This is a genomic window from Streptomyces celluloflavus, assembly GCA_000720995.1.
Lineage (GTDB): Bacteria > Actinomycetota > Actinomycetes > Streptomycetales > Streptomycetaceae > Streptomyces > Streptomyces celluloflavus.
This window is the reverse complement of record JOEL01000036.1, coordinates 111,164-135,210: the sequence shown is the minus strand read 5'-3', so window position 1 is coordinate 135,210 and position 24,047 is coordinate 111,164. Positions and strand designations below refer to the sequence as shown.

Sequence of the window (24,047 nt, the reverse complement as noted above, 5' to 3'; positions counted from 1 at the left end):
CACCATCGACCTGCAAGGAAGGCCGCGACCGTGCCAGCCGGATCCGACACCACCGAAGAAGCCGTCAGCGGCGCCTCGCCCGACGGCCCGGTGCCGCCTGCCGGTACAGGTCCCACGGGGGACCGGACCGACACCCCGGACGCCGGTCCCGGCGCGCCCGCCGGCAGACCGGCCCCTGACGGTGGGAACGGCGCCGGGGGGAGCGCCGGCGCCCCCGGTAGCGGCGGGGCCGCCGCGCATCCGCCACGCCGCCCCGGCCGCGCCCGGCGGCTCGCCGCGCTCGCCCGCCGCGAGGCGGTGCGTACCGTGCTCGCGGTCGTCTCCGGCCTCGCGCTCGCGCTCGCCTTCCCGCCGTACGACCTGTGGCCGCTGTCTCTCGTGGCCGTCGCCGCGCTCTCGCTGCTCACCCGCGGCCGGACCGTCCGCCAGGGCGCCTGGACCGGGTTCGTCCTCGGCCTGCCGTTCTTCGTGATCCTGCTGAAGTGGCTGCACGTCGTCGGCTGGGACGCGGTGATCGGCCTCTCCGTCGCCGAAGCGCTCTTCATGATGCTGCTGGGCGCGGCGCTGGCCGGCACCTCCCGGCTGCCCTGCTGGCCGCTGTGGACGGCCTGCCTGTGGGTCGCCCAGGAATGGGCCCGCGACCGCCTCCCGTTCGGCGGCTTCCCCTGGGGCCGGCTGGCCTTCGCCAACACCGGGTCGCCGTTCACCCCGCTCGCCGCGCTCGGCGGCGCCCCGCTGGTGACCTTCGCCGTGGCGCTGGCCGGTGCGCTGCTCGCCGGCTGCGCCGCCACCCTGTGGGGGCTGCGGGGTGCCGGTTCGGTGCGCCGGGCGGTGCCGGCCATCGAGGCGTTCGGGCTGGCCGCCGCCGTCACCGTCGTCGGCCTGGCGGTTCCCGTACCGACCGAGGCCGACGACAGCGTCGACATCGCCGTCGTCCAGGGCAACGTCCAGCAGCCCGGTATGGACTTCCTGGGCCGCCCCATGAAGATTCTCGACAACCACGCCACGGCCACCGAGAAGCTCGCGGCCGATGTGCGGGCCGGCCGGGTGAAGAAGCCCGACCTGGTCATCTGGCCGGAGAACTCCTCGGATCTCGACCCGTTCAAGTACCCGCAGGCGTACGACCGGATCGACGAGGCCGTGAAGGCCATCGGCGTCCCGGTGCTCGTCGGCGCCCTCGTCGACCACTCCGCCAAGAAGGGCTATGTCTTCAACGAGGGCATCGTCTGGGACCCGAAGTCGGGCCCCGGTGCCTCGTACACCAAGCAGCACCCGGTGCCGTTCGGCGAGTACGTGCCCTTCCGGGAGCAGCTCAGCAAGATCATCACGCGTTTCCAGCGGGTGCCCCGCGACTTCGCCCCGGGCGACCACACCGGCGTGCTGAACGTCGGCCCCGCCAAGCTCGGCGACGTCATCTGCTTCGAGGTCGCCTACGACGAGATCGTGCACGACACCGTGGGCGCGGGCGCCCGCGCCCTGGTCGTCCAGACCAACAACGCCACCTACGGCCGCACCGGCCAGCCCGAACAGCAGCTCGCCATGTCCAAGCTGCGCGCCGTCGAGCACGGCCGGGCCGTGGTCACCGCCGCCACCAGCGGCATCAGCGCCGTCGTCGCCCCGGACGGCGAGGTCACCCACCAGATCCCGGAATTCACCCAGGGGGTCGTGTCCGCCCGGATCCCGCTGCGCGACGAAACGACGCCGGCCGACCGCGTCGGTGCGGCTCCCGAGTGGGCGCTCGCTATCGTGGGTCTTCTGTCCTGCGCCGCCGCGACAGTCATCGGTCGGCGCGGGCGTACGAAGGACAAGTAAGGGGCAGCAGTGACAGACGGCGGTCAGCGGCAATACGGTCCGCTCGGCACCACCTTGGTGATCATCCCGACCTACAACGAGGCGGAGAACATCAAGTCGATCGTCTCGCGGGTGCGGTCGGCCGTCCCCGAGGCGCATGTACTGGTCGCGGACGACAACAGTCCCGACGGTACGGGGAAGCTCGCCGACGAACTCTCCGCGGACGACGAGCAGGTCCACGTCCTGCACCGCAAGGGCAAGGAAGGGCTCGGTGCCGCCTACCTCGCGAGTTTCCGGTGGGGCATCGACAACGGCTACGGCGTGCTGGTCGAGATGGACGCCGACGGCTCCCACCAGCCCGAGGAACTGCCCCGCCTGCTCACCGCCCTCAAGGGCGCCGATCTCGTGCTCGGCTCGCGCTGGGTGCCCGGCGGCCGGGTGGTGAACTGGCCCAAGTACCGCGAGGCCATCTCGCGCGGCGGCAGCACGTACTCCCGCATCCTCCTGGACGTCCCGATCCGCGATGTCACGGGCGGCTTCCGCGCGTTCCGCGTGGAGACCCTGGAGGGCCTCGGCCTCGACGAGGTGGCCTCCCAGGGCTACTGCTTTCAGGTCGATCTCGCCCGCCGCGCGGTGCAGGCCGGGTACCACGTCGTCGAGGTCCCGATCACCTTCATCGACCGGGAACTGGGCGACAGCAAGATGAGCCGCGACATCGTGGCCGAGGCGCTGTGGCGGGTCACGGCCTGGGGTGTCGGCTCCCGGGTGAACAAGATCCGCCGCCGCTGATCCGCGGCGCCCCCTTCCCGTCCCCGGGAGACCGGGACCGCGCCCGGACCGGCGCGCCCTGCCGCCCCGCGGCGCCGCCCTCGTGCGGACGCCGCGGGGCGGCGCCGTTCCGCCGCGGGGGAGTGCGGCGGCGACCGGGCCGGAGATGATCGTCCGCGCGACCCTCCGAGGCAGGTGCGGCGGGGAGCCAGGCACACTTGAGGCATGACGTTCGGAGCCACGCCATCACCGAGTCCCCGCCCGCCCCGGCGCTCCCGCGCCCGCCGGTTCGTCCCGTTGGGCGTCGCCGCCTGGATGGTGCTGGAGATCTGGCTGCTGACCGTGGTCGCCGGTGCCACGAGCGGCCTGACGGTCTTTCTGCTGCTGGTCGCGGGTGTGCTCGCCGGCGCGTTCGTGATCAAGCGGGCCGGGCGGCGCGCCTGGCGGAACCTCACCGAGACCTTGCAGGCCGGCGGCGACCCGGCGGCCCCCGGGGAGGCAGCGGCGGCGGGCGGCGGCACCACGCTCCCGATGCTCGGCGGTCTGCTGCTGATGATCCCGGGGCTGGTGTCCGATGTCCTGGGCCTGCTCTGCCTCTTTCCGCCGACCGGAAAGCTGATCCTCCGCCGCGTCGAGCGGCTGCTGACCCGGCCGGCCTCCTACGCCCCGGGCACGCTCGGTGACGCCTTCCAGCAGGCCCGGATGCACCAGCCGGACGGCAAGGTCGTCCAGGGCGAGGTCATCCGCCGCGACGATCCGCCGGCCCCGCGCCGCCAGGACCCGCCGCTGACCGGCTGAACCGCTGTCCGGTGCGCGGGGGCCGCCCCCGCGCACCGGGGCCGGATGCCGCGGCCCGACGGGAGCACCGTGGACAAGCAAGGGCCGGGGCCACCGCGGATGCGGTGGCCCCGGCCCTTGTACTGCTGTACTGCCTGAGGCAGAGTCCGTTTGTCAGGCGGACTTGCGATTGCTGTCGCGCGGATGCACGGCAATGTTCATGGTGCCGGAGCGCAGGACGGCCAGCCTCTCGGCCAGCACCTCCTCCAACTCCTCGCGGGTGCGCCGCTCCATGAGCATGTCCCAGTGCGTACGCGCGGGCTTACCCTTCTTCTCCTCGGGGCCGTCGCCATCCACCAGGAGTGAAGGCGCGCCACATACCTTGCACTCCCACTCCGGCGGAATCTCGGCCTCAACCGAGAACGGCATCTCAAATCGATGTCCGTTCTGGCATGCGTACTCCACCGCCTGGCGCGGGGCCAGGTCGATGCCGCGGTCGGTCTCGTAGCTGGTCACCACGAGTCGCGTGCCGCGGAGAGCTCGCTCACTCATGAATCGTGCCTCCCGGGCTTGTCGCCCACAGGACAGGTGTCGCTGTCGTCGTCATCCGGTCAACGTCCGGTCGGCGGTGAAGATTCCCGTAATCGGGACATGCGTCGCCCGTCGTGCCGCCCCTTTTTTACCCACCGGCGCCCGATTTGTCACATCTGGTAGGAGATGTCACCCAACGCATCTCATACCTGAGCGCGCAGTAACGGTCCGTCTGGTGAGCCAAAGGCGTACACTACCGGCCCGCGCGCCCCAAGCCTAAATTTGGTCCGGAACGGGAGCCCCCGCCACCGCGGCCGACGGGCCCTGGACGTCCGCCCCGGGCCCCGCCCGTACCGGCCGCGCCGCTCTCGACGCCGGACGGCCGCCGGCGCTCAGACCCAGCGGCCCCGCGCGGTCAGCACCGTCCGCAGTGTCTCGATGTGATCGGTCATGATGCCGTCCACCCCGAGATCCAGCAGCGCCGCCATCCGGCCGGCGTCATTGACCGTCCAGACGTGGACCTGCATCCCGAGGGCGTGCGCGGCCCGCAGGAACAGCGGATCGACGACGGGGATACCGGACTGCCGCTCGGGGACCTGCACACACACCGCGCTGCGCCGCACCGCCAGGCCCAGCAGCCGGTCCAGCGGCAGCGCCCCACGCCCGTACGAACGCAGCCGCAGACCCGCCACGCCCCGGGTCCCCAGCGACGTCGCCAGCCGCGGACCGGCCAGGTGCTGCGCCCGCGCCACCCGGGCCTCCGAGAACGACCCCACGCACACCCGGTCCCAGGCGCCGGTCCTGCGCAGCAGGTCCAGCAGGGGTGGCAACGCGGCCTCGGCCTTGAGATCGACGTTCCAGCGAGCCCGCGGGAACTCCTCCAGCAGTTCCTCGAAGAGCGGCAGCGGCTCCTGGCCGGCGACCCTGGCCCGGCGCACCGTCCGCCACGGCAGCGCGCCGATCTCGCCGCGGGCGTCGGTGACCCGGTCGAGCGTGGCGTCGTGAAAGGCGACCAGCCTGCCGTCCGATGTGGTGTGCACATCGGTCTCCAGATAGCGGTAGCCGAGCGCCACCGCCTGCCGGAAGGCGGCCGCGGTGTTCTCCAGGCCGTCCGCCGCCCCGCCCCGGTGGGCGAACGGGAGCGGGGCGGGATGGTCGAGATAGGGGTGGCGTATGCGGAGGGCTCGGGTCACTCGGGAAGTATCGCGCGCGCCTGCCGCGCCGCACCGCGGGCCACCACCCGCGACGGCTGCGCCGGCAGGCCCTCGATCGCGAAGCGGCGGAGGAAGAACTGCGCCAGCGGCCCGATGGACAGCGCGTAGAGCACCGTGCCCACGCCCACCGAACCGCCGAGCAGGAAGCCGGCCGCAACCACCGTCACCTCGATACCGGTCCGCACCAGCCGCACGGGCCGGCCGGTGAGCCGGTGCAGCCCGGTCATCAGCCCGTCCCGGGGACCGGGGCCGAAGTGCGCCGAGATGTAGAGCCCGGTCGCCGCGCCGTTGAGGACCACGGCGCCCACCAGCAGCGGGATACGGATCGCGAGGGAGCCGATATCGGGGACCAGCGCCAGCGTCCCGTCCATCACCAGGCCGAGGAGCACCACGTTCGACACCGTCCCCAGCCCGGGTCGCTGCCGCAGCGGGATCCACAGCAGCAGGATCAGTGCGCCGGACACGATGGTGACCGTGCCGATCGACAGACCTGTGTGCCGGGCGAGGCCCTGGTTCAGCACGCTCCACGGCTCCAGGCCGAGCCCGGCGCGCAGCATCAGCCCCATGCTCACGCCGTAGAGCACCAGCCCCAGGTAGAGCTGGACGATCCGGCGCGGCAGCCGTGCTCGTGGCGTGCCGGTCGCCGTGGTGCCGGATTCTCCGGTGCTGGACACGATTCTTCCCCCTCATGGCAGGATTGGACTGATGCGTGTCACCATGTGGCGCGTCCGGGCTCCGGGAGAAGAGCCAATTTGGGGAAGGTGGACTGATCGTCATGGCCCAGTGGACTTCAGCGGTGGGGGCGACCCAACTGGCCCGGCTGCTCCGCTCACAGGACCCCCGGGACGCCGAACCCCCGGGCGGCGGCCGCCGGCTGCCCGCCTACCGCAGTCTCGCCGACGGGGTGCGCCGCCTCGTCCTGGAGGGCCGGGTGCCGGTCGCCGCCCGGCTGCCCGCCGAACGCGAACTGGCCGCCGCCCACGCGGTCAGCCGCACCACCGTCGCCGCCGCCTACGAAGCGCTGCGCGCCGAAGGGTTCCTGGAATCCCGGCGCGGTTCCGGCAGCTGGACCGCGGTCCCGGCCGGCAATCCGCTGCCCACCCGCGGCCTGGAACCGCTGCCGCCGGAGGCCGCGGGCTCCATGATCGACCTCGGCTGCGCCGCCCTCCCGGCCCCCGAACCCTGGCTGACCCGCGCCGTCCAGGGCGCCATGGCAGACCTTCCGCTCTACGCCCACGCCCACGGCGACTACCCGGCCGGCCTGCCCGTCCTGCGCCAGGCCCTCGCCGACCGCTACACGGCCCGCGGCATACCCACCATGCCCGAACAGATCATGGTGACCACGGGGGCGATGGGCGCCGTGGCCGCGATCTGCCGTCTGTGCACGAGCCCCGGCGAGCGGGTGGCCGTCGACTCCCCGTCCTACGCCAACATCCTCCAGCTGATGCGGGACGCCGGTGCCCGGCTCGTCCCGGTCGCCCTCGCCGAGCGGCTGACCGGCTGGGACATCCCCGCCTGGCGCCAGGTCATGCGCGACGCGGCACCCCGCATGGCGTACGTCGTCGCCGACTTCCACAACCCCACCGGGAGCCTCGCCACCGAGGACCAGCGCCGCCGCCTGGTCGACGCCGCGCGGTCGGCCGGCACCCTGCTCGTCGTCGACGAGACCATGGCCGAGCTCCGACTGGACGAGGACCCCGAACCGCCGCGCCCGGTCTGCGCGTTCGACCCCGCGGGCAGCTCCGTGATCACCGTCGGCTCGGCCAGCAAGGCGTTCTGGGCCGGGATGCGGATCGGCTGGGTGCGCGCCGCGCCCGACATCATCCGCAGTCTGGTCGCCGCCCGTGCCTACTCCGACCTCGGCTCACCGGTGCTCGAACAGCTCGCCATCGCCTCGCTCCTGGGGACCGGCGGCTGGGAGCAGGCCATCGAGATCCGCCGCCGCGAGGCCCGCGAGAACCGCGACGCGATCGTCGGCGCCCTGCAACGGCGCCTGCCCGACTGGGAGTTCACCGTCCCGCACGGCGGGCTCACCCTCTGGGTCCGTACCGGCGGCCTCTCCGGGTCCCGTATCGCCGAGGCGGGGGAGCGGCTCGGGGTGCGCGTCCCCTCCGGTCCGCGGTTCGGCGTCGACGGCGCGTTCGAAGGCTTTGTGCGGCTGCCGTTCACGGTCGCCGGAGCGGTCGCCGACGAGGCCGTCGCCCGACTGGCCGGCGCCGCGCGCCTGGTCGCGACCGGCACCCCGGTCGAGGCCGAGCTGCGGACGCCGTTCGTGGCCTGACACGGGGCCCGCGGGTCCCGGCCCCGGCGCTCAGCCCTCCGCGCGGGCGGCCTCCGACCCGTTGACCGCGACGGATCCGGTGGGCCCTGCGGCCTTGAGGGACGGCACGGCCGTGGTCGCGCCGACCGGCCCGGCCGGGACCGTCGCATCACCGGCGGCGCCGTCCCGCTCCGGGGCGGGCGCGCCCTTGGCGAAGGTCACCGGCCTGCCCGGCGCCGCCCCGTCGGCCGGAACCGGGTGCTCCGGCAGCAGCGCCAGGACGGCCTGCCGGTGCGCCTCGCCCGTCGCCTCGTCGAACGGGTCGGGGGTGGCGGGCACCTGGAGCCGCAGGACCTCACCGGTCCCCAGCCGTGCGTACCCGCGCCCCGCCGGCATCTGCGCCGGCGCCGTGGTGCGCGGCGGCGCCCCGAGCACCGCCCGTACCTCCTCCGGAGCGGCGCACCCGAGCACGACCCGCGCCCGGGTGTGCGCCCGTACGGGATCGCTCAGCAGCTCGGCACTCTGGAACTGATCGGCCACGACCACCGTCACACCGGCCGCCCGGCCGTACCGCAACGGCACCTGGAGCAGCCGCTGCGGATCGTCCCGGCCCTCCGCGGCCGCGAGCTGCGTCAGCGTCGTCGGGCGGTCCGCGAGGATCCACAGCGGCCGCCGGGTGTCGTCGGGCGCGGCCCGGCCGGCCTGCCGGGCGCGGTTCGCCGCGATCAGCCGGCGCTCGGTCTCGTGCGACGCCCACTCCAGCGTCGCCAGCACCCCCGAGAGCCCGCTCTCCACCCCGAGCACGCCGCGGCGCCCGGCCAGTACGGCGAACTCGCCGGTGCCGCTGCCGTCGATGATCAGCACATCTCCGTGGTGCAGCGCCTGGAGGGCGATCGAACGCAGCAGCGTCGTGGTCCCGCTCCCCGGTTGCCCGAGCGCGAGCAGATGCGGCTCGGTGGACCGCCCGCCGGTACGCCAGACCACCGGCGGCACATCCCGCGTCCCCGCCTCGTCGGCGACCGGCAGGGTCCGCGGTACGGAGCCGGGACCGGTGAATCCGAGCACCGTCTCACCCGGTGCGGTCACGAAAGGCTGCGCGGCGATATCGGTGGGCAGCGCCCCCAGAACGGTCAGCACCAGCTGCCCGGCCTCCTCGTCCCAGGCGAAGTGGTACTCCCGGCCGCGGCCGGACCTGGTGTGCAGCACCTGCTCGACGCGGGCCCGGGACGGGGCCTCGCCGTCGGTGAAATACGCCGGGTACTTCAGCCGGAGACGGACGAGGCGGCCGCTGTCGTCGAAGCGGTACTCGGTGAACGCCCGCTCCCAGTCGCCGTCATGGGTGTAGAGGGGGTGGGGGTCACCCTCGGCGGAGAAGTACGGAACCAGCGCCTCGTAGAGGGCCTGCAACCGCTCCGACTCCGCCTCGCCGGGACCGGTCCGGGCCGGCGCGCGGTCCCGCCCCGTCCAGGCCGCCGCCCCCGTCACCACGATGAGCGCGAGCAGTGGCCCGTACGGCACCAGCGCCACGGCCAGCACACCCGCGGCGACGAGGAACAGCAGTGGGCTCCGGCGCTCCTTGGGCGTCGCGGACCAGCGCCCCCGGCCGACCACGGCCAGCCGGCGCAGTCCACGGCTGATGGCGATCAGCGGGTGGAACACGTCGGTGGCGCTGTCGGCGGCGGTGCGCGCGAATTCGCGGCTGCGGGCGATCGACGCGCTGTTGGTCAGGATGCGGGGCAGGGGGCGCCGGGCCACATCTGTCTCCTGTCGCTCGTGCTGTGGACGTGAGCGGCCCGGTGGGATACGAGCCGGGGGCGTGCTGCACACGGAGCGGCCCGGACGGGACATGGCGCGGCCCGGTCGGGCGTGACTCGGGGCGCCGCGCTAAATCTTGAGACCTCCGAGCAGGCTCGCCAGGCTCGCGCCGCCCGCCTTGATGCTCGGCGCGATGGCCGAGCCCGCGAGGTAGAAGCCGAACAGCGCGCAGACCAGGGCGTGGGACAGCTTGAGGCCGTCTTTGCGGAAGAACAGGAAGACGATGACACCGAGCAGGACGACGCCGGAGATGGACAGAATCATGAGGGTTCTCTCCTGGGTGGTGGGGACGGTCACCATGAGTCCTTCCAGCCTCACAGCAAGTATCAAGCCACCAAAAGCCGCAAATGGGTGATTTATCGTTGAAAACGCCCAAATGGCAGCGAGGGGAAGGTAACCGCACCGGGCCCCCGCCGGGCGGGGCGCCGGCCCTCCCGCCGACCCGGCACAATCGTGGGGTGTCGAAGAACAAACCGCGCCGACCGGCCGTCACCCCCACCACCCCCTGCCGCTGCGGAAGCGGTGAGCCCTACCGCGATTGCTGCGGAGGCTGCCATCAGGGGCGGACCGCCGCCCCGACCGCGGAGCGGCTGATGCGCTCGCGCTACAGCGCCTTCGTCGTCGCCGACACCGGATATCTGCTGCGCACCTGGCACCCGACGACCCGGCCCGGCGGACTGGACCTCGAACCCGCGCAGCGGTGGACCGGACTGGAGATCCTCGGCACCACGGGCGGCAGCGCCTTCCACACCGAGGGCACCGTCGAATTCCGCGCCCACTACACGCTGCACGGCCAGGCCGACAGCCAGTACGAGCACAGCCGTTTCGTCCGCGAGAACGGCCTGTGGGTCTACCTGGACGCGCTGCCGCCCGCGTAGCAGCCGAGAGCCGGGACGGAACCCGGTCAGCGGCCGCGCAGCTGCTCGATCTCCCGGCGGTCGCGCTTGGTGGGACGACCGGCCCCGCGGTCGCGGTGCGCCATGACCGGGGCCTCCTCGCGCGGCGGGGGCGGCGGGCTGTTGTCGACGAAGCACTCGGCGGCGACGGCCGCGCCCACCCGCTTGCGCACCAGCCGCGAGACGACCACGATCCGCTCCAGGCCGGCCTGCCGCAGCCGCACCTCGTCGCCGGTGCGCACCGTATAGGCCGCCTTCACCCGCTCCCCGTTGACGCGTACGTGCCCCGCCCGGCAGGCCGCGGCGGCCAGTGAACGCGTCTTGGTGAGCCGCACGGACCAGATCCAGCTGTCGATGCGGGTGTTCCCCTCGTCTGAAGCCATGCCACGACTCTAGATCCAGGCGGGGGGTGAGCGGCGGGCGGGACTTCGGGGGGTCCTGCCCGGTCTGCGGTCGTCCGACCATGGCCAGGGCCGGGCAGCGGCGCGACCCCGTCCAACGCTCGGGCCGATCCCGCGCCGCGCGACGCCTCACCACACCGATCCCGGCAGACAGCATGACGTCGAGCCGTCACGAATCCACCCCGTACCGGGCATGACGGCTCTACGTCACGCCCTGGGCGGGGGCAACGACCAGGCGGCGGGAGGGCTGCACGCAACCAAGCCACAATCCGCCCCGGGTCGCGCCATAAAGCGTCGGGAGTCGAGCGGATTATGCCCGCTATTTCTCAGAAGAAATCGAAAAAGCGAAAGCTGATCGTCGTGGAGTTCGAACGCTGTGATCTCTGAGGGGTTCCTGGTGAACGAGGGAAGCCTTCCCGACCACGCACCCCAAGGGCGGCGGCTCGGCAGGAAACCACCTTCCGGCTCGGGGTCGCGTCGGTAAGGATCCTGCGAAGACACCGGAATTGACTGGGGGAAACACATGAAGATCGGAAAGCGGGTAGCAATACTCGTCGCGGCCACGGCCATGGCCGCCGGAGCCACCATCACCGCACAAGCCAGCCCAGCAGAGAACGGCCTCCAGCGGCAGGCCGATGCCCTCCTGCCGGGGCATTCACGCGTCCGGCACGTCACCGCCGACCGCGTTGATTACGACGGCCTCACCGTCACCCGCCCGACGGGAAAGGACAAAATCACCCTGGACTGCCAGGAAGGCCATCTGTGCATGCTCGTCCGGGGCACGAAATTCGACCTCTACAAGTGCCAGACCTGGCAAGCGCAGAACTGGACCGGCAACGGGGAATTCAACAACAACCAGACCCCCGGCACCGTCGCCAAATTCTTCAACCAGGACGGCAGTGTCCGCTGGACCTCCACGGCCAAGCAGGTGGGCACGGCCACCTGGGATCCCATCTACTCGATCCGGCCGTGCTGAAGTGATCGTGCGGCGCGGGCTGATCACGGCGGCCCGCGCCGCACTCCTCACTGTTTGTCGGCGACCCGGGCCAGCCGCCTCTCCTTCTTCAGCTCACGGTCGCAAGCAGGCCCGCCGTGACGGAGGCCTGAGCCACGAGAGAGGCTGCGCTCCTCGTCGAACCGCCAGGGCGGGTGGGCGAACACCTCCACCAGCGCACCGCCGTCTCGCTCCTGGCCACCGTCTGGTCCGCCGGACAGCACCACCTCGTCGAACCCGACGACTGGCCCGACGCCCTGCCCGCCACCGTCCTCGGCGCGATCCACCAGGCCCTGGCCATCAACAGCGACCCCACCATGCACAACTTCCGCGACACGGGCGAAAGCCGCGAGCAACACAGCCATGTGGCCTCGCTACTTGCCAAACGTCCCTGAAAGTCGCGGACGTGCTCTGACCTGCGTAGGAAGCTCGGCAACATGGGATAACGGTTGCGCCGCCGGTGCCGCGCTGACGACAGGGCGGGCCGGCCGTGTGGGGGAGCCGGGTGGGGCGGGGCCATTCGGATCCGCCGGACCGGCCGGCCCTATGCCGACGCCCGCTTCTTCGCCGGCTTCGCGGGGGACTTCTTCGCGGTCTTCGCTGCCGTCGCGGTCTGCGCGGTCTTCGCCGTGTTTTTCGCGGTGGTCCTCGCGGTGCTCTTCCCGGCTGCTTTCCCCGCCGCACTCCCGGTGGTCCTCTTCGCCGCGGACGTTCGGGTGGTGCCGGGGGAGGTGTCGGAGGTGGCGGTGGACTTCTTCGCGGTCGCGGTCTTCGTGGTGGCGCCGGCGGCTTTCCCGGACGGTCCGGATGTCCCGGACGGACCGGACTCCGCTGTCGTCGCCTTCCGTACGGTGGTCTTCCGGGTGCCGCTCTTCCCGGCGGCGGCCGGTGCCGCGCTCCGCTTCGCGGTCTTCGCCGTCTGCACCGTCTTTGTCGTTCTGGCGGTCTTCCGCCCCCGGATCGGAGTGACGGACGCCGGTGGCGAATCCGCCCCGGACCCCGCCGCCCCGACGTACTCCCCGCGCCCCTCCTTCGCCGCCCGCACGCTGTTCTCCAGCGCGGCCATCAGGTCGATGACCTTGGCCCCGGAGGCGGCCCCCGCCTCGGGGACGCCGGGCTCGCCGCCCGCCACCTTCGCGGCGACCAGCTGCTCGACGGCCTCGCGATAGTCGTCGTGCAGCTCGGCGGGATCCAGTTCCCCGAGCGAATCCATCAGCACTTCGGCGAGCGTCAGCTCGTTGGGACGGATCTCCACGTCGCCGGGCACGACGCCCTTCGTCGGCCGGATCTGGTCCGGCCACAACAGAGCGTGCATCACGATCGCCCCGTCGTGCGCCCGCAGCATGGCGAGGGTCTCCCGGCCGTGCATCGCCACCTTGCCGATCGCGACCTTCTCGTGGTGCTCCAGGGCCTCCCGCAACAGGGTGTACGGCTTGGCCGCGGCGAGGCCGTCGGGCCCCAGGTAGTAGGACTTGTCCAGCTGGAGCGGATCGATCTCGCCGGGGTCGACGAACGACAGGATCGTCAGCGTGCGCGCGGTCGGCAGCGGCAGCCGGGACAGATCGTCGTCGGTGATCGGCACGATGGCGTCGTCCGACGCCGGGTAGCCCTTGCCGATCTCCTCGTTCGGGACTTCCTCCCCGTCCAGCTCGCAGAACTTCCGGTAGCGGATCCGGCCGCCGTCCTTATCGTGGATGCGGACGAAGGAGACCGAAGAGGTGCGGTCGGTGGCGCTGTAGGTCTTCACCGGGATGCTGACCAGGCCAAACGATATCGACCCATTCCATACGGAGCGCATAGTTCGTCCCTTGTGTGGGATTCTCATCGTATGTCGCCGATCACCGTCGTGGAGGGGCGGCGCCTCGCGCTGACCAACCTGGACAAGGTCCTGTATCCCGCGACCGGCACCACCAAGGGCGAGGTGCTGCACTACTGCACCACCACCGCGGCCCTGCTCCTCCCGCACCTCCACGACCGGCCGGTCTCCTTCCTGCGCTTCCCCGACGGACCGGACGGCCCCCGGTTCTTCACCAAGAACGTGCCGCCCGGCACGCCCGCCTGGGTGAAGACCTGCGAGGTACCCGGTACGAGCGCCGCATCCAGCCGGCAGGTCCTCCTCCAGGACCTCGCCTCGCTGGTCTGGGCCGCCAACCTGGTCGTCGAACTGCACACCCCCCAATGGACCAGGAACGCGCCCGGCGTTGCCGACCGCCTCGTCCTCGACCTGGACCCCGGCGCACCGGCCACCATTGTGGAATGCTGCGCCGCCGCCGGGTGGCTGCGCGACCGGATGGCGGCCGACGGCCTCGACGCCTACGCCAAGACCAGCGGCTCCAAGGGCCTGCACCTCATCGTGCCCATCGAGCCCGCGTCCGCCGAACGGACCACCGCGTACGCGAGATCGCTCGCCGTGGCGGCCGCGGCGGCCCTCCCCGACCTCGTCGTCCACAAGATGGCCAAGGCGCTGCGCCCCGGCAAGGTCTTCCTCGACTTCTCCCAGAACTCCGCCGCCAAGACCACCGCGGCCGCCTACACCCTGCGCGCCCGCGCCACCCCCACCGTCTCCACCCCCGTCACCTGGGACGAGATCGCCGCCTGCACCGAACCGGCGCAACTCTCCTTCCTCTTCAGCGATATCGCCGCCCGCCGGGAACGCCACGGCGACCTGCTCGGCCCGCTCCTCGACCCCCACCGGGCCCGCCCGGTCCCGACGGCCCCCGGGTGACCGCCAGATGCCGCTCTGGTCCCCTCGGCAGCAGACGGGGACCGCGGCGTCGCCGCCGGATCCCGCTACCGTGGCGGGATGTCTCGGCGCACCCCGCAGCAGGACCCGTACTGGAACCACAATGTGCACTACCACCGGCTGGTGCTCGACGCCGTGCCGGACGGCTGTGGGCGGGCCCTGGACATCGGCTGCGGCGACGGCCTGCTGGTACGCAAACTGGCCGGTCGGGCCCGTGAGGTGACGGGGGTGGACCGTTCCGCCGACATGATCCGCGTGGCGCGCGAACACGGCGGACGGAGCCCGAACATCGCGTTCCTCCGGGCGGACCTCATGACGCCGGACGGCGGCGCGGTCCGCGGAGCGACCGGGATCCGCGATGCCGCCACCTCACCTCCGGCCGGCCCCGGCACGGGCAGAGGCAGCGGTCACGACACCGGCATCGACATCGATCCCGAATCCGGTACCGACCTCGGTATCGGCACCGGCTATGACTTCATCAGCGCCGTGGCCGTCCTGCATCACCTGGACTTCGCGGCCGCGCTGGACCGGATGACCGGCCTGCTGGCGCCCGGCGGCCGACTGGTCCTCATCGGTCTGGCGAACAACCGGACACCCCTGGACTGGCTCATCAGCGCCGCCGGCGTACCGGCCGCCCGCATCCTCGCCCGGCGACACGGCGGTAAGACCGATCCGCCGGGGATGCCCGTCCAGGACCCCGGTATGACCTGGAACCAGGTCCGCCGCGTGGCCCGGGAGCGGCTGCCGGGCTGCCGCTTCCGCCGCCATCTGCTGTGGCGCTACTCGGTCGTGTGGGAGAAACCGCAGGGAGGCCCCGTCGACAGTGCCACCGAGAACCGCATCAACCGTCGCACCAGGAACCGCATCGCATGCCGGATCACTGGGACGGAGCAGTAGTTCGTCCGGCGGTTCGCCGGGGCCGGCCCGGCTGGTGTCCTGCGATGCCGAAGAGTGAGCGCTGTCGGTGCCGGGGGTCAGCGGCTTCTGATCACCGCCCGTCCCGCCGTCAGGTCCACAATGGCGTGCGGTGGTGCACCGGCCTCGCTGTCGTGACGTATCAACTGATCCGTTCGGCGCTGCTCGATCTCCACCCGCTTGTTCGGGTTCAGGGCTGCGGTCAGCTCGGCGACAGCCGCTCCGGCGCCGTTTCCGCCGCCCGTCGTCGTGCGGACCACGAGGTGCCGCAGCCACCCAGGACGGCCGTTGCGCAGCACCAGGCGCCGGGCGCCGGACAGCAGTAGCGGCACGATGATCACGGCCGCCATGAGCAGGGTGACGATCAGCATCAGAACCATGTCAGGCCAACGTCCGCCCCTGCGTCCACCGTTCCCGGTGCCGGACCCGGTCGCCGGATTCCCGCCCGGCCGAAACGTGGGCACTGCCGTGACCAGCGATTTCGCCACTGAGCGTTTGATGGCACGCGCTCACATTCGATGACACGGGTCAGCTGGGAACTGCCGGCCCGCCGCCGAGGACGGTGGGGGACCGGATGGAGTAGGCCAACCGGCGGGTGGCCGGAGGCGTTTTTAGCGTGGCCCCATGTCGAGAGCGCGTTGGTCCACCGTCAGAGCCCGTACCGCGGCGGCCGTTTGTGCCGCGAGCCTGTTGGCCGTGTGCGGTCCGGCGTTCGCCGGAGGCCCGCACGGTGCCGACGACGTTGCCGAGGTCCGGCCCACCGCTGTCCATGGCCTGCCCGATGAACCCGGAGTGCAGTTCCGCCCCAGGCCGGATGTGCCCTGGCCGCCCGAGGTCTCGGCGCAGTCGTGGGTGGTGGCGGACGCGGGGAGCGGAACGATCCTCGCGGCCAAGGACGCACACCGCCGGCTGCCCCCGGCCAGCACCCTCAAGACGCTCTTCGCCGTGACGGTGCTGCCGAAGTTCTCACCGGAGACCGTCCACACCGTCACCGAGGCGGAACTGGCCGGTATCGAAGCGGGCAGCGCGCTCGTCGGCATCAAGGAGGACATGGACTACAGCGTCGCCGACCTGTGGCGCGGGGTCTTCCTCAACTCGGGCAGCGACGCGGTACGTGCCCTCGCCTCGATGAACGGCGGCTGGGCGGAGACCGTCGCGGACATGCAGGCGACGGCGGAACGCCTCGGTGCCCACGACACGCAGGTGGAGTCCGCGGACGGATTCGACATCGAAGGGCAGCACTCCTCTGCCTATGACCTGTCCCTCTTCGCCAGGGCCGGCCTGGCCGACCGCGAGTTCGTGGGCTTCGCCTCGACGAAGACGGCGCAGTTCCCCGAGGACGGCGGGCCCCTGGCCTTCGGCATCCAGAACACCAACCGGCTGCTCGTCGGCTCGCACGGCGTGGAACCGTACCCCGGACTGATCGGGGTGAAGAACGGCTACACGAGCGCGGCGGGCAACACCTTGATCGCCGCGGCTCGGCGCGACGGCCGGACGCTCCTGGTCACCGTCATGAAGCCGCGGTCCGGCGCCGGCAACGCCGTGTACGAGGAGGCGCGCGCACTGCTGGACTGGGGGTTCCACGCGGCTCCCCGGGCCGAGCCCGTCGGCACTCTGGCCTCCGAAGCGCCCGCCGAGGAGTCCGACAAGCCGTACGCCGGGGCGCGGCGCACCGGCCGCCGGCAGCCTGCCGCCGTACCCCGGAAGACCGCCGTGCCACGGGGGAGCGCCGCACTCCGGACGACCGCCGAGGCCCAGGACAGCGGCTCGAACGCGCCGTACGTCTGGGGTTTCGCCGCCGTCACCGTCGCCCTCGTGGGACTCGGTGCGGGCCGGTGGCGGCGGCGCCGTAGGAAGGGGGGAGCCGCGGGCGGGGAGTCCGGGTGAGTCCGCGCCGTGACTGGCCAGGACCGCGATGGTCCGGCCCCGACCGGTCCGTACACGCCGGCTCCTGAGGACGGCGGGACCGGGGCGATCGGCCACCGTATGTTCATCCGATCGGTTGTGGTCCTGGAGGGCGTGGTACCGCCTTGACCAGGTGAAGCGTGACGCGACTGCCTCGGTTGTGATGACTGCCGGGCGTTGCGCGGTGTAGCGTCCTGATCAGCTGTCGTGGTTCCGAAGTGCCGGTCGCCCGTGTCGCGTTCACGGGCGTTCTTGCTGTGCAGCGCCTCTCCGGACCAGGGCGATCACCTCCGGTTCCCGCGGTACGCGGGGGCCGATTCAAGCCCCTTGAACGAAGGAGACAGGTATGGCCAGCGGCACGGTGAAGTGGTTCAACTCGGATAAGGGCTTCGGTTTCATCGCGCAGGACGACGGCGGCTCCGACGTCTTCGCGCACTACTCGAACATCGACGCCCAGGGCTACCGCGAGCTTCAGGAGGGCCAGAAGGTGACCTTCGAGGTCACGCAGGGCCAGAAGGGCCCCCAGGCGGAGAAGATCCGCCCGGCGTAAGCGCCGCCCACGACGGTGCCCGCTCCCGCCCCGGGGGCGGGCACCGTCGTGTCCGGCCGCCTGCCGCCCCACGGGCCCGCGCTGTTGCACGGCACGGATCACGGGTGGCGGTCGTTGAGGATCTTCTGGAAGAGGCGGTGGTCGCGCCAGGCGCCGTCGATGTGGAGATAGTTGGGGGCGGTGCCGAACGCCTCGAAGCCGCATTTGGCCAGTACGCGCTGCGAGGCGGTGTTGTCGAGGAGGGTCCCGGCCTCGATGCGGTGCAGGCCCAGCGCGGCGTCGGCCACGGCGCAGACCTCGGTCACCGCGGCGCAGGCGAGCCCCCGCCCTACCTGGTCCGCGTCGATCCAGTAGCCGATGTTCGCGCTGCGGAAGGGGCCGAGCGTGATGCCGGTGAGCGTGACCGTCCCCACGACGTCGCCGCCGTCGCCGCCGCCATGCTGCGCGTCGCCGTCACCGTGGTCCTCGTTACGGACCAGTACCCACGGCATCAGCCGCCCGGCCCGCTGCTCGGCCAGTTGGTTGCGGAGGCGTTCGGACTGCCCCTCAGGGGTGTAGAAGGCGTCGCCCCGGTGCGGCTCCCAGGGGCGGAGATGGGCCCGGTTGAGCTGGTAGGCCCGGGAGAGGCCCCCGGCGTCCTCCGGTGTGACGGGCCGCAGCAGGACATCGGCGGTGAGCTGGGCTGACATGGCGATCATCCGGCCAGCCTAGAGGCGACAGGCAGCCGGACAAGCTCCAATTAGTGGCCCCCGGGCGGGCACACGCCGGCCCCGGAACGGTGGACCGGTTCGCCGGAAGGACGCGGGGACCGTTCCGCGTCGCCCGCCCGGGATATCGCTACCGCCCCCTGCCCGCACATGCGATCATCTGTTCCCATGGGGATCTTCTCGCGACGCCCGGCAGCGCAGGGCGCGGCCGGCACCGATGGACCGGCCGGGCCTTTCCGATTCACCGTCGAGCGGGTTTTCGCGGTGCCCGCGCGCGGTGTGGTGTTCACCGGAACGGTGACCTCGGGGACCGTACGGGTGGGGCAGTCGGCGCAGCTCAGACTGGCGGACGGGCCGCGGACAGTGACCGTCGAGGCGATCGACGTCCGGCGGCGGAAGCGGACCGGCGCCGCCGCGGGGGAGGAGGCCGGCCTCTACCTCGCAGGCTTCCCGGCCGCGGAGATCCCCCGGGTGCTCGGCCACGGCGGCGCGGTACAGGACGACTCCGCACTACGGGGCACGGAGATCGTCGCGGAGCCGTAGGGGATACGGAGCGCATTGTGTGACGACGGGTACGCGGCGCCTCCCGTAGCGGGCAAGGGGAGCGGAGCCGCAGCGCCACGCGACCGGAGCTCCGGCCCGAGCCGCAGCGCCACGCGGCGGCTCCGGCCCGGCGAACGGGAACGGAACCGTGGCGCGGCGTGCGGCCGCTCGGTGCCGGTCAGGACTGCGGCGGCTGGTCCTGGCCGCCCGATCCGCCGAACTCGTCCTTGAGCTTCTCCTGGGCTTTGTCGACCTGCTCGCTGTGCTTGCCTTCGGTCTTCTTGTCCACGAAATCGCCGGCCTTGTCGACGCCCTTGCCGGCCTGGTCTTCATGGCCCTTCAGCAGATTCTTCAGCTTGTCCAATACGGACATGGGTCATCCTCCTCGCCACGACCCCCATGACTCCAGGATCACTCCCGGCCACGGGATCTGCATCCGCGCGCCGGAGAGCTCCGCCGCGGACGGCCGGAAAATGCGTCGGCGGGCGCGGCTACCGGCCGGTCCGTATGCCGCGCGGTTCAGGACGAGCTCGGGACCGGTGCCTTCAGATGATCGCTGATGAACTTGATGGAGCCGGCCTCCATGCCCTTCTGGTAGTCCCAGGCATTGTGCCGGCCGCCGGGGACGACCTGCAGTGCGGTGTGAATCGGACCCTTGCCGTAGGTCTGCTGGAACTTCTTTATCTGGCGGGTGACGGAGGCCGGCTCCTTCGTGCCCGCCTGGAAGGCGAGATAGACGTCCGGGCCGCCCTTCTTCAGCAGCTGCTTGGCCAGCTTCTCCGGGTTGTTGGCGTCCTTCTCCCGCTGGTGCCCCGCCCACAGCGGCGAGTCCGGGACGATGTCCGGGCCGCTGGCCAGCGCCGCCTTGAACCGATCGGGGTACTTCAGCACCGACTTCAGGCTCGCGAAACCGCCCGAGGACGACCCCATGAAGGCCCAGCCGTCGCGGGACTTGAAGGTCCGGAAATTGGCCTTCGCGAGGTTGACGACGTCCTCCGTCAGCCAGGTCCCCATTTTCTGTGAGCCGGGTATGTCACTGCCGTCGTGATACATGGTGTCCGGATTGAGCATGGGCATCACCACGATGAACGGCAGGCTCTTTCCCTCCTCGGTCCACTTGGTGAGGTTCTCCTGAAGCTTGATATCGCCGCCGACCCAGTAATTGGTGACGCCGCCCTTTTCCTGCGGGCTGCCCAGTCCGCCCGGCAGGGCTATCAGCACCGGAAACCCACTCTTGGCGTACTTCGGGTCGTTGTATTCCTTCGGGGCCCAGACCCATACGCTTCCGGTGACCCCGGACTTCGCGCCCTGGAGTGTGGCCCGGCCGATATGGGTGCCGTCGTCCAGCGTCCGCGTGATGCGGAAGTCGCTCTTGGGGCCGGTCGGCATCAGCGTGTCGTCGTCGACGGGCTTGGCCTGCGCACTGCCCTCGCCCTTGCCCCCGGCGTTGAAGTCGACCGGGTCCCCGGTGTCGGAACAGCCGGTGAGCAGCGCGCACGAAGCGGTGAGCGCGACCGCGAGCGCGGCGGCGAGAGAGGGTTTCAACGGTGGCTCCGCGGCTGAGGCGATCGGCTGGACGTTGTGGAGAAAGGCTCGGCGTGTCGATAAAGAGGGAAAAGGGCCGGGAGTGGTTCCGCCACCGGGCCGGTACCTTCCGGCCGCGGTCACCCGTACGGACCGGGTCGCGCACCGGCGGGGCCGCGCGGGTCCCCGTCCGCCCGGCTCAACGGGCACGGTGCCACGGCCCGGCCGAGAATGCAGCGGTGAGCGATGAACACCACAGTGCCGACGACACCGCACCGCGCCCCCTGCCGTGCGACGAGGAACGCCGGCTCGCCAGGAAGGCGCTGGCCGGGCGCGCGCGGGACGCGGACGATCTCTCTCTGCTGATGGACATGCTGGGCCTGGACCCGGACCGCGATATGCGCCACGAGGCGGTACCCGGCCGGCCGCGCGGGCGCGCCCCGGGCCGTACCCGGCGCTCCGGGCCGCGCCGCGGGGCCTGCCGTGACGCGCGGTCGCGCCCGGCGGACCCCGGGTGAGCGGGACGGATCCGGGTGGCGGGGCGGGACCCCGGGGCGGGCGCGCCCGCCCCGGCATGCGCAACGCCGCGCCAGGCGATCCTGCCCTGACGCGGCGTTGCGCTGCGGTGCTGTGCGGTGACTAGCCGGCCGTCGTGCCCTGCGCCCGGGTCAGGCGGAGGGTGACGATCTGGAACGGGCGGAGCGCCATCCGGACGGTGTTCCCGTCCAGCTCGATCGCCGGACCGTCCTCCGTCGGACGCTCCAGCAGATCGGTGGTGATGGCGCCGGCCAGGTCGAAGCCGGTGGTGACGGCGGCCTTGGCCCGCCCGCCGTGCGCCTCGTGCAGACGGACGATCACCTCGCCGCTGGCGTCGTCGGCGAGCTTGACCGCGGTGACGACCGCCGCGTCGTTGTCGACTGTGACGAGCGGAGCCGCCGCGCCGCCGCCGGTGATCCGGCGCTCGGGGAGGTTGATGCGGTGGCCCTCGCGCACGGCGTCACCGATCGCGGCACCGGGCACCAGGGCGTAGCGGAACTGGTGCAGCCCCTGGTCGGTCTCCGGGTCGGGGAAGCGCGGGGCGCGCAGCAGGGAGAGCCGCACGGTCGTCGTGGTGCCCTGGTCGCTGTCGTCCCGCACGGTGCGGGTGACGTCATGGCCGTACGTCGAGTCGTTGACCAGGGCGACGCCCCAGCCCGGCTCCTCAAGGTGGACGAAGCGGTGCGCGCACGCCTCGAACTTGGCCGCCTCCCAGCTGGTGTTGGTGTGCGTGGGCCGGTACAGGTGACCGAACTGCGTCTCCGCGGCGTAGCGCTCGGCGTGGACGTCCAGCGGGAACGCGGCCTTGAGGAACTTCTCGGTCTCGTGCCAGTCGACCTCGGTGTCGATGTCCACCCGGCGCTCGCCGCGCGTCAGCGTCAGCTTCTGCACCACGCGCGAATCCCCGAAGGAACGGGTGACGCGGACCGTCGCGGCATCCTGCGACACCGCGTCGAGCGCCACCTCGTCCGCCTCCGTGAGGTCCGTGACGACATTGCGGTAGAAGGAGTCCACGTCCCAGGCGTCCCACATGTTCGGGAAGTCCGGGTGGATCTGCAGCAGGTTCGCCGCCCCGCCCGGCGCGACGGTCTCGCGCTCGGCCGCCACGTCGTACGCCGAGACGATCAGCCCGCGCTCGTCGACCTCGACGCGCAGCAGACCGTTGCCGAGGACGAATCCGCCGCCGGCCCGCTCCTCGGCCCGCACCTCGGTGCCCTCGGCCACCGCGGCCGCCAGGGCCCCGGCCGCGACCCCGCCGCGGGTGTGCGGCGCCGAGTTCACCACCAGCTCGGCATCACCGTTGCCGGCCAGCGCGGCCAGCGCCCCCGAGATGATCCCTTCGAGCTCGGCGGCGACGGCCGCGTACGTCTTCTCCGCCTCGCGGTGCACCCAGGCGATGGACGAACCGGGCAGGATGTCATGGAACTGGTGCAGCAGCACCGTCTTCCAGATGCGGTCCAACTCGGCGTACGGGTAGGGGTGTCCGGCCGTGACCGCCGCCGTCGCCGCCCAGAGCTCGGCCTCGCGCAGCAGCTGCTCGCTGCGGCGGTTGCCGCGCTTGGTCTTCGCCTGGCTGGTGAGCGTCGCGCGGTGCAGCTCCAGGTACAGCTCGCCCACCCACACCGGGGCCTGCGGGTACTCCGCCTCCGCCTTCGCGAAGAAGTCGGCGGGCTTCTCCCACTCGACCACCGGCGAACCGTCCAGATCGCGGAGCCTGCGCGCCTTGGCGATCATCTCGCGGGTCGTGCCGCCGCCGCCGTCGCCCCAGCCGGTCGGCGCCAGCGAGTGCCGCGCCACGCCCTTGTCCTTGAAGTTCCGCGCGGCATGGGCGATCTCGCTGCCCGCCATCTGGCAGTTGTAGCTGTCCACCGGCGGGAAGTGGGTGAAGATCCGCGTGCCGTCGATGCCCTCCCAGCGGAAGGTGTGGTGCGGGAAGGAGTTGACCTGGCTCCAGGAGATCTTCTGCGTCAGCAGCCACTTGGTGCCCGCGGACTTGATGATCTGCGGCAGCCCCGCGGCGAAGCCGAAGGTGTCCGGCAGCCACGCCTCGTCGTTCTCGACGCCGAACTCCTCCAGGAAGAAGCGCTTGCCGTGGACGAACTGCCGCGCCATCGCCTCCGAACCGGGCATGTTGGTGTCCGACTCCACCCACATCCCGCCGGCCGGTACGAACCGGCCCTCCGCGACCGCCTTCTTGACCTTGGCGTAGACCTCCGGGCGGTGCTCCTTGATCCAGGCGTACTGCTGCGCCTGCGACATGGTGAAGATGAAGTCCGGCTCGTCCTCCAGCAGCGCCGTCATGTTCGACGTCGTACGGGCGACCTTGCGGACCGTCTCGCGCAGCGGCCACAGCCACGCCGAGTCGATGTGCGCGTGCCCCACCGCGCTGATCCGGTGCGCGGACGCGGCCGCGGGCGTCGCGAGCACCTCACGCAGCTCCTCGCGCGCCGCCTCCGCGGAACCGTTGACGTCCTGGAGGTTGACCGCGTCCAGCGACCGGCCCACCGCGCGCAGCACCTCCCAGCGCCGCGGGCTGTCCACCGGGAGCTCCGCCATCAGCTCGCCGAGCACCTCCAGGTCCTGGATCAGCTCCCACACCGTGGTGTCGAACACCGCCAGGACCATCCGCGTCAGCCGGTACTGCGGCTCGTCGCCCGCCGTGTCCCGGTCACCCAGCTGCGTGGGCAGGAACGGGTGGACATCGAGGATCACCGGGTTCGAGGCGGCCTCCAGGTGCCATTCGACCTCCTCGCCGCCCTGCACCGGCGCGCCCACCCGGACCCACTGGTTGCGCGGGTTGATGGCCTTCACCGGGCTGCCGTCGGGCGTGTAGACCAGCGCCTCGCACTGGAAGCCCGGCATCCGCTCGTCGAAGCCCAGGTCGAGGACCGCCTCGACGGTACGGCCGGCCCATTCCGCCGGCACCTGTCCCTGCACCTTGAACCAGGTCGTCGCCCACGGCGCGCCCCACTGGTCGCCCACCGCCACCGGCGTGTGCGTGGCGGACAGGCCCTCGGCGATCGGGACCGGTTCGCCCGGTGCGACCCAGGCCGCGACCTCCAGGGGGACCGTGTCCGGGTACAGGGCGGGGCGGATGCGCTCGTCCAGCACTCGCTTGAGGCGGGCTTCGACCAGTGCGCGATCGTCATGCATGGGGGGTGGCTCCATTGCGTCGG

25 protein-coding genes are annotated in these 24,047 nt (G+C 72.0%); 13 read left to right on the top strand and 12 right to left on the bottom strand.

Translation table 11 applies throughout. The features are described from left to right. Positions 1–30 precede the first annotated feature (30 nt). The 3 genes from lnt to fxsA all read left to right on the top strand — a co-directional run bounded on the left by lnt (position 31) and on the right by fxsA (position 3,357). Positions 31–1,812, top strand: coding sequence for an apolipoprotein N-acyltransferase (lnt, locus tag IH09_RS26790; RefSeq protein ID WP_052860043.1), 1,782 nt, complete (start codon positions 31–33; stop codon positions 1,810–1,812). A 9-nt stretch (positions 1,813–1,821) separates the two neighbouring features. Continuing rightward, positions 1,822–2,580, top strand: coding sequence for a polyprenol monophosphomannose synthase (locus tag IH09_RS26785; RefSeq protein WP_052860042.1), 759 nt, complete (start codon positions 1,822–1,824; stop codon positions 2,578–2,580). A 204-nt stretch (positions 2,581–2,784) separates the two neighbouring features. Beyond that, the gene (gene fxsA, locus IH09_RS26780; RefSeq protein ID WP_052860041.1) at positions 2,785–3,357 is read left to right on the top strand and encodes an FxsA family membrane protein; all 573 of its coding nucleotides are present in this window, start codon (positions 2,785–2,787) and stop codon (positions 3,355–3,357) included. A gap of 153 nt (positions 3,358–3,510) precedes the next feature. Here the strand turns inward: fxsA and IH09_RS26775 are convergent, their stop codons facing one another. The 3 genes from IH09_RS26775 to yczE form a co-directional block, all read right to left on the bottom strand. Next, the gene (locus IH09_RS26775; RefSeq protein ID WP_026170122.1) at positions 3,511–3,888 is read right to left on the bottom strand and encodes an RNA polymerase-binding protein RbpA; all 378 of its coding nucleotides are present in this window, start codon (positions 3,886–3,888) and stop codon (positions 3,511–3,513) included. Positions 3,889–4,259: 371 nt separating this feature from the next. Then, positions 4,260–5,060 carry a glycerophosphodiester phosphodiesterase family protein gene (locus IH09_RS26770; RefSeq protein WP_052860040.1) on the bottom strand — a complete coding sequence of 267 codons (801 nt, stop codon included), beginning with the start codon at positions 5,058–5,060 and terminating at the stop codon, positions 4,260–4,262. Next, positions 5,057–5,647, bottom strand: a complete 591-nt coding sequence (gene yczE / locus IH09_RS26765) for a membrane protein YczE (protein WP_240150374.1) — start codon at positions 5,645–5,647, stop codon at positions 5,057–5,059. The genes IH09_RS26770 and yczE overlap by 4 nt, the downstream gene beginning before the upstream one ends. 209 nt (positions 5,648–5,856) lie before the next feature. On the opposite strand from yczE, the gene IH09_RS26760 reads away from it, so the two are divergent. Then, positions 5,857–7,362 (top strand): SCO1417 family MocR-like transcription factor, encoded by a 1,506-nt coding sequence (locus tag IH09_RS26760; protein WP_052860038.1) that lies wholly within the window; start codon positions 5,857–5,859, stop codon positions 7,360–7,362. A gap of 30 nt (positions 7,363–7,392) precedes the next feature. Here IH09_RS26760 and IH09_RS26755 read toward each other — a convergent pair whose 3' ends face one another. Further along, positions 7,393–9,096, bottom strand: coding sequence for a P-loop NTPase family protein (locus IH09_RS26755; protein ID WP_052860037.1), 1,704 nt, complete (start codon positions 9,094–9,096; stop codon positions 7,393–7,395). A 129-nt stretch (positions 9,097–9,225) separates the two neighbouring features. Continuing rightward, complete coding sequence (locus IH09_RS26750) at positions 9,226–9,420, bottom strand: hypothetical protein (RefSeq protein ID WP_052860069.1); 195 nt, start codon at positions 9,418–9,420, stop codon at positions 9,226–9,228. A gap of 194 nt (positions 9,421–9,614) precedes the next feature. Between IH09_RS26750 and IH09_RS26745 the strand changes: the two genes are divergently transcribed. After that, a complete protein-coding gene (locus IH09_RS26745) occupies positions 9,615–10,034 on the top strand; it encodes a YchJ family metal-binding protein (protein WP_052860036.1) in 420 nt (139 codons plus the stop codon). 26 nt (positions 10,035–10,060) lie between these two features. Here IH09_RS26745 and IH09_RS26740 read toward each other — a convergent pair whose 3' ends face one another. After that, positions 10,061–10,435, bottom strand: a complete 375-nt coding sequence (locus tag IH09_RS26740) for an RNA-binding S4 domain-containing protein (RefSeq protein ID WP_052860035.1) — start codon at positions 10,433–10,435, stop codon at positions 10,061–10,063. Positions 10,436–10,976: 541 nt separating this feature from the next. On the opposite strand from IH09_RS26740, the gene IH09_RS26735 reads away from it, so the two are divergent. Both IH09_RS26735 and IH09_RS26730 read left to right on the top strand, forming a co-directional pair. Then, positions 10,977–11,429: a hypothetical protein gene (locus IH09_RS26735; RefSeq protein ID WP_052860034.1), complete on the top strand. Its 453-nt coding sequence runs from the start codon at positions 10,977–10,979 to the stop codon at positions 11,427–11,429. Between the two features lie 173 nt (positions 11,430–11,602). Further along, on the top strand, positions 11,603–11,842 hold the full coding sequence (locus IH09_RS26730) for a hypothetical protein (RefSeq protein WP_052860033.1): 240 nt from the start codon (positions 11,603–11,605) through the stop codon (positions 11,840–11,842). A gap of 149 nt (positions 11,843–11,991) precedes the next feature. Here the strand turns inward: IH09_RS26730 and ku are convergent, their stop codons facing one another. Then, positions 11,992–13,245: a non-homologous end joining protein Ku gene (gene ku, locus IH09_RS26725; RefSeq protein WP_052860032.1), complete on the bottom strand. Its 1,254-nt coding sequence runs from the start codon at positions 13,243–13,245 to the stop codon at positions 11,992–11,994. 30 nt (positions 13,246–13,275) lie between these two features. Here ku and ligD point away from each other — a divergent pair, with 30 nt between their 5' ends. After that, positions 13,276–14,172, top strand: coding sequence for a non-homologous end-joining DNA ligase (ligD, locus tag IH09_RS26720; protein ID WP_052860031.1), 897 nt, complete (start codon positions 13,276–13,278; stop codon positions 14,170–14,172). Positions 14,173–14,250: 78 nt separating this feature from the next. Then, the gene (locus IH09_RS26715) at positions 14,251–15,087 is read left to right on the top strand and encodes a class I SAM-dependent methyltransferase (protein ID WP_110952603.1); all 837 of its coding nucleotides are present in this window, start codon (positions 14,251–14,253) and stop codon (positions 15,085–15,087) included. A 77-nt stretch (positions 15,088–15,164) separates the two neighbouring features. Here the strand turns inward: IH09_RS26715 and IH09_RS26710 are convergent, their stop codons facing one another. Continuing rightward, on the bottom strand, positions 15,165–15,485 hold the full coding sequence (locus IH09_RS26710; RefSeq protein ID WP_052860030.1) for a DUF6191 domain-containing protein: 321 nt from the start codon (positions 15,483–15,485) through the stop codon (positions 15,165–15,167). A gap of 244 nt (positions 15,486–15,729) precedes the next feature. On the opposite strand from IH09_RS26710, the gene IH09_RS26705 reads away from it, so the two are divergent. Beyond that, complete coding sequence (locus IH09_RS26705) at positions 15,730–16,992, top strand: D-alanyl-D-alanine carboxypeptidase family protein (protein WP_052860029.1); 1,263 nt, start codon at positions 15,730–15,732, stop codon at positions 16,990–16,992. Between the two features lie 364 nt (positions 16,993–17,356). Next, positions 17,357–17,560, top strand: coding sequence for a cold-shock protein (locus IH09_RS26700; protein ID WP_052860028.1), 204 nt, complete (start codon positions 17,357–17,359; stop codon positions 17,558–17,560). Positions 17,561–17,658: 98 nt separating this feature from the next. Here the strand turns inward: IH09_RS26700 and IH09_RS26695 are convergent, their stop codons facing one another. Next, positions 17,659–18,258 (bottom strand): GNAT family N-acetyltransferase, encoded by a 600-nt coding sequence (locus tag IH09_RS26695; RefSeq protein WP_052860027.1) that lies wholly within the window; start codon positions 18,256–18,258, stop codon positions 17,659–17,661. 177 nt (positions 18,259–18,435) lie between these two features. Here IH09_RS26695 and IH09_RS26690 point away from each other — a divergent pair, with 177 nt between their 5' ends. Further along, positions 18,436–18,810: a hypothetical protein gene (locus tag IH09_RS26690; RefSeq protein ID WP_052860026.1), complete on the top strand. Its 375-nt coding sequence runs from the start codon at positions 18,436–18,438 to the stop codon at positions 18,808–18,810. A gap of 178 nt (positions 18,811–18,988) precedes the next feature. On the opposite strand, the gene IH09_RS26685 is transcribed toward IH09_RS26690, so the two are convergent. Together IH09_RS26685 and IH09_RS26680 are read right to left on the bottom strand one after the other, a co-directional pair. Beyond that, a complete protein-coding gene (locus tag IH09_RS26685; RefSeq protein WP_052860025.1) occupies positions 18,989–19,183 on the bottom strand; it encodes an antitoxin in 195 nt (64 codons plus the stop codon). A gap of 146 nt (positions 19,184–19,329) precedes the next feature. Further along, positions 19,330–20,355, bottom strand: coding sequence for an alpha/beta hydrolase (locus IH09_RS26680; protein ID WP_052860024.1), 1,026 nt, complete (start codon positions 20,353–20,355; stop codon positions 19,330–19,332). A 218-nt stretch (positions 20,356–20,573) separates the two neighbouring features. On the opposite strand from IH09_RS26680, the gene IH09_RS26675 reads away from it, so the two are divergent. Beyond that, positions 20,574–20,852 carry a hypothetical protein gene (locus IH09_RS26675; protein ID WP_052860023.1) on the top strand — a complete coding sequence of 93 codons (279 nt, stop codon included), beginning with the start codon at positions 20,574–20,576 and terminating at the stop codon, positions 20,850–20,852. 121 nt (positions 20,853–20,973) lie between these two features. On the opposite strand, the gene IH09_RS26670 is transcribed toward IH09_RS26675, so the two are convergent. Next, positions 20,974–24,024, bottom strand: a complete 3,051-nt coding sequence (locus IH09_RS26670; RefSeq protein WP_052860022.1) for an alpha-mannosidase — start codon at positions 24,022–24,024, stop codon at positions 20,974–20,976. Positions 24,025–24,047: the final 23 nt, after the last annotated feature.

Coding starts and splice junctions, on each gene's coding strand:
- IH09_RS26750 (WP_052860069.1), bottom strand. CDS start 9,420: ATGATTCTGTCCATCTCCGGCGTCGTCCTGCTCGGTGTCATCGTCTTC.
- IH09_RS26700 (WP_052860028.1), top strand. CDS start 17,357: ATGGCCAGCGGCACGGTGAAGTGGTTCAACTCGGATAAGGGCTTCGGT.
- IH09_RS26715 (WP_110952603.1), top strand. CDS start 14,251: ATGTCTCGGCGCACCCCGCAGCAGGACCCGTACTGGAACCACAATGTG.
- fxsA (WP_052860041.1), top strand. CDS start 2,785: ATGACGTTCGGAGCCACGCCATCACCGAGTCCCCGCCCGCCCCGGCGC.
- IH09_RS26670 (WP_052860022.1), bottom strand. CDS start 24,024: ATGCATGACGATCGCGCACTGGTCGAAGCCCGCCTCAAGCGAGTGCTG.
- IH09_RS26705 (WP_052860029.1), top strand. CDS start 15,730: ATGTCGAGAGCGCGTTGGTCCACCGTCAGAGCCCGTACCGCGGCGGCC.
- yczE (WP_240150374.1), bottom strand. CDS start 5,647: ATGGGGCTGATGCTGCGCGCCGGGCTCGGCCTGGAGCCGTGGAGCGTG.
- IH09_RS26740 (WP_052860035.1), bottom strand. CDS start 10,435: ATGGCTTCAGACGAGGGGAACACCCGCATCGACAGCTGGATCTGGTCC.
- IH09_RS26775 (WP_026170122.1), bottom strand. CDS start 3,888: ATGAGTGAGCGAGCTCTCCGCGGCACGCGACTCGTGGTGACCAGCTAC.
- IH09_RS26690 (WP_052860026.1), top strand. CDS start 18,436: ATGGGGATCTTCTCGCGACGCCCGGCAGCGCAGGGCGCGGCCGGCACC.
- IH09_RS26685 (WP_052860025.1), bottom strand. CDS start 19,183: ATGTCCGTATTGGACAAGCTGAAGAATCTGCTGAAGGGCCATGAAGAC.
- IH09_RS26695 (WP_052860027.1), bottom strand. CDS start 18,258: ATGATCGCCATGTCAGCCCAGCTCACCGCCGATGTCCTGCTGCGGCCC.
- ligD (WP_052860031.1), top strand. CDS start 13,276: ATGTCGCCGATCACCGTCGTGGAGGGGCGGCGCCTCGCGCTGACCAAC.
- IH09_RS26710 (WP_052860030.1), bottom strand. CDS start 15,485: ATGGTTCTGATGCTGATCGTCACCCTGCTCATGGCGGCCGTGATCATC.
- IH09_RS26735 (WP_052860034.1), top strand. CDS start 10,977: ATGAAGATCGGAAAGCGGGTAGCAATACTCGTCGCGGCCACGGCCATG.
- ku (WP_052860032.1), bottom strand. CDS start 13,245: ATGCGCTCCGTATGGAATGGGTCGATATCGTTTGGCCTGGTCAGCATC.
- IH09_RS26760 (WP_052860038.1), top strand. CDS start 5,857: ATGGCCCAGTGGACTTCAGCGGTGGGGGCGACCCAACTGGCCCGGCTG.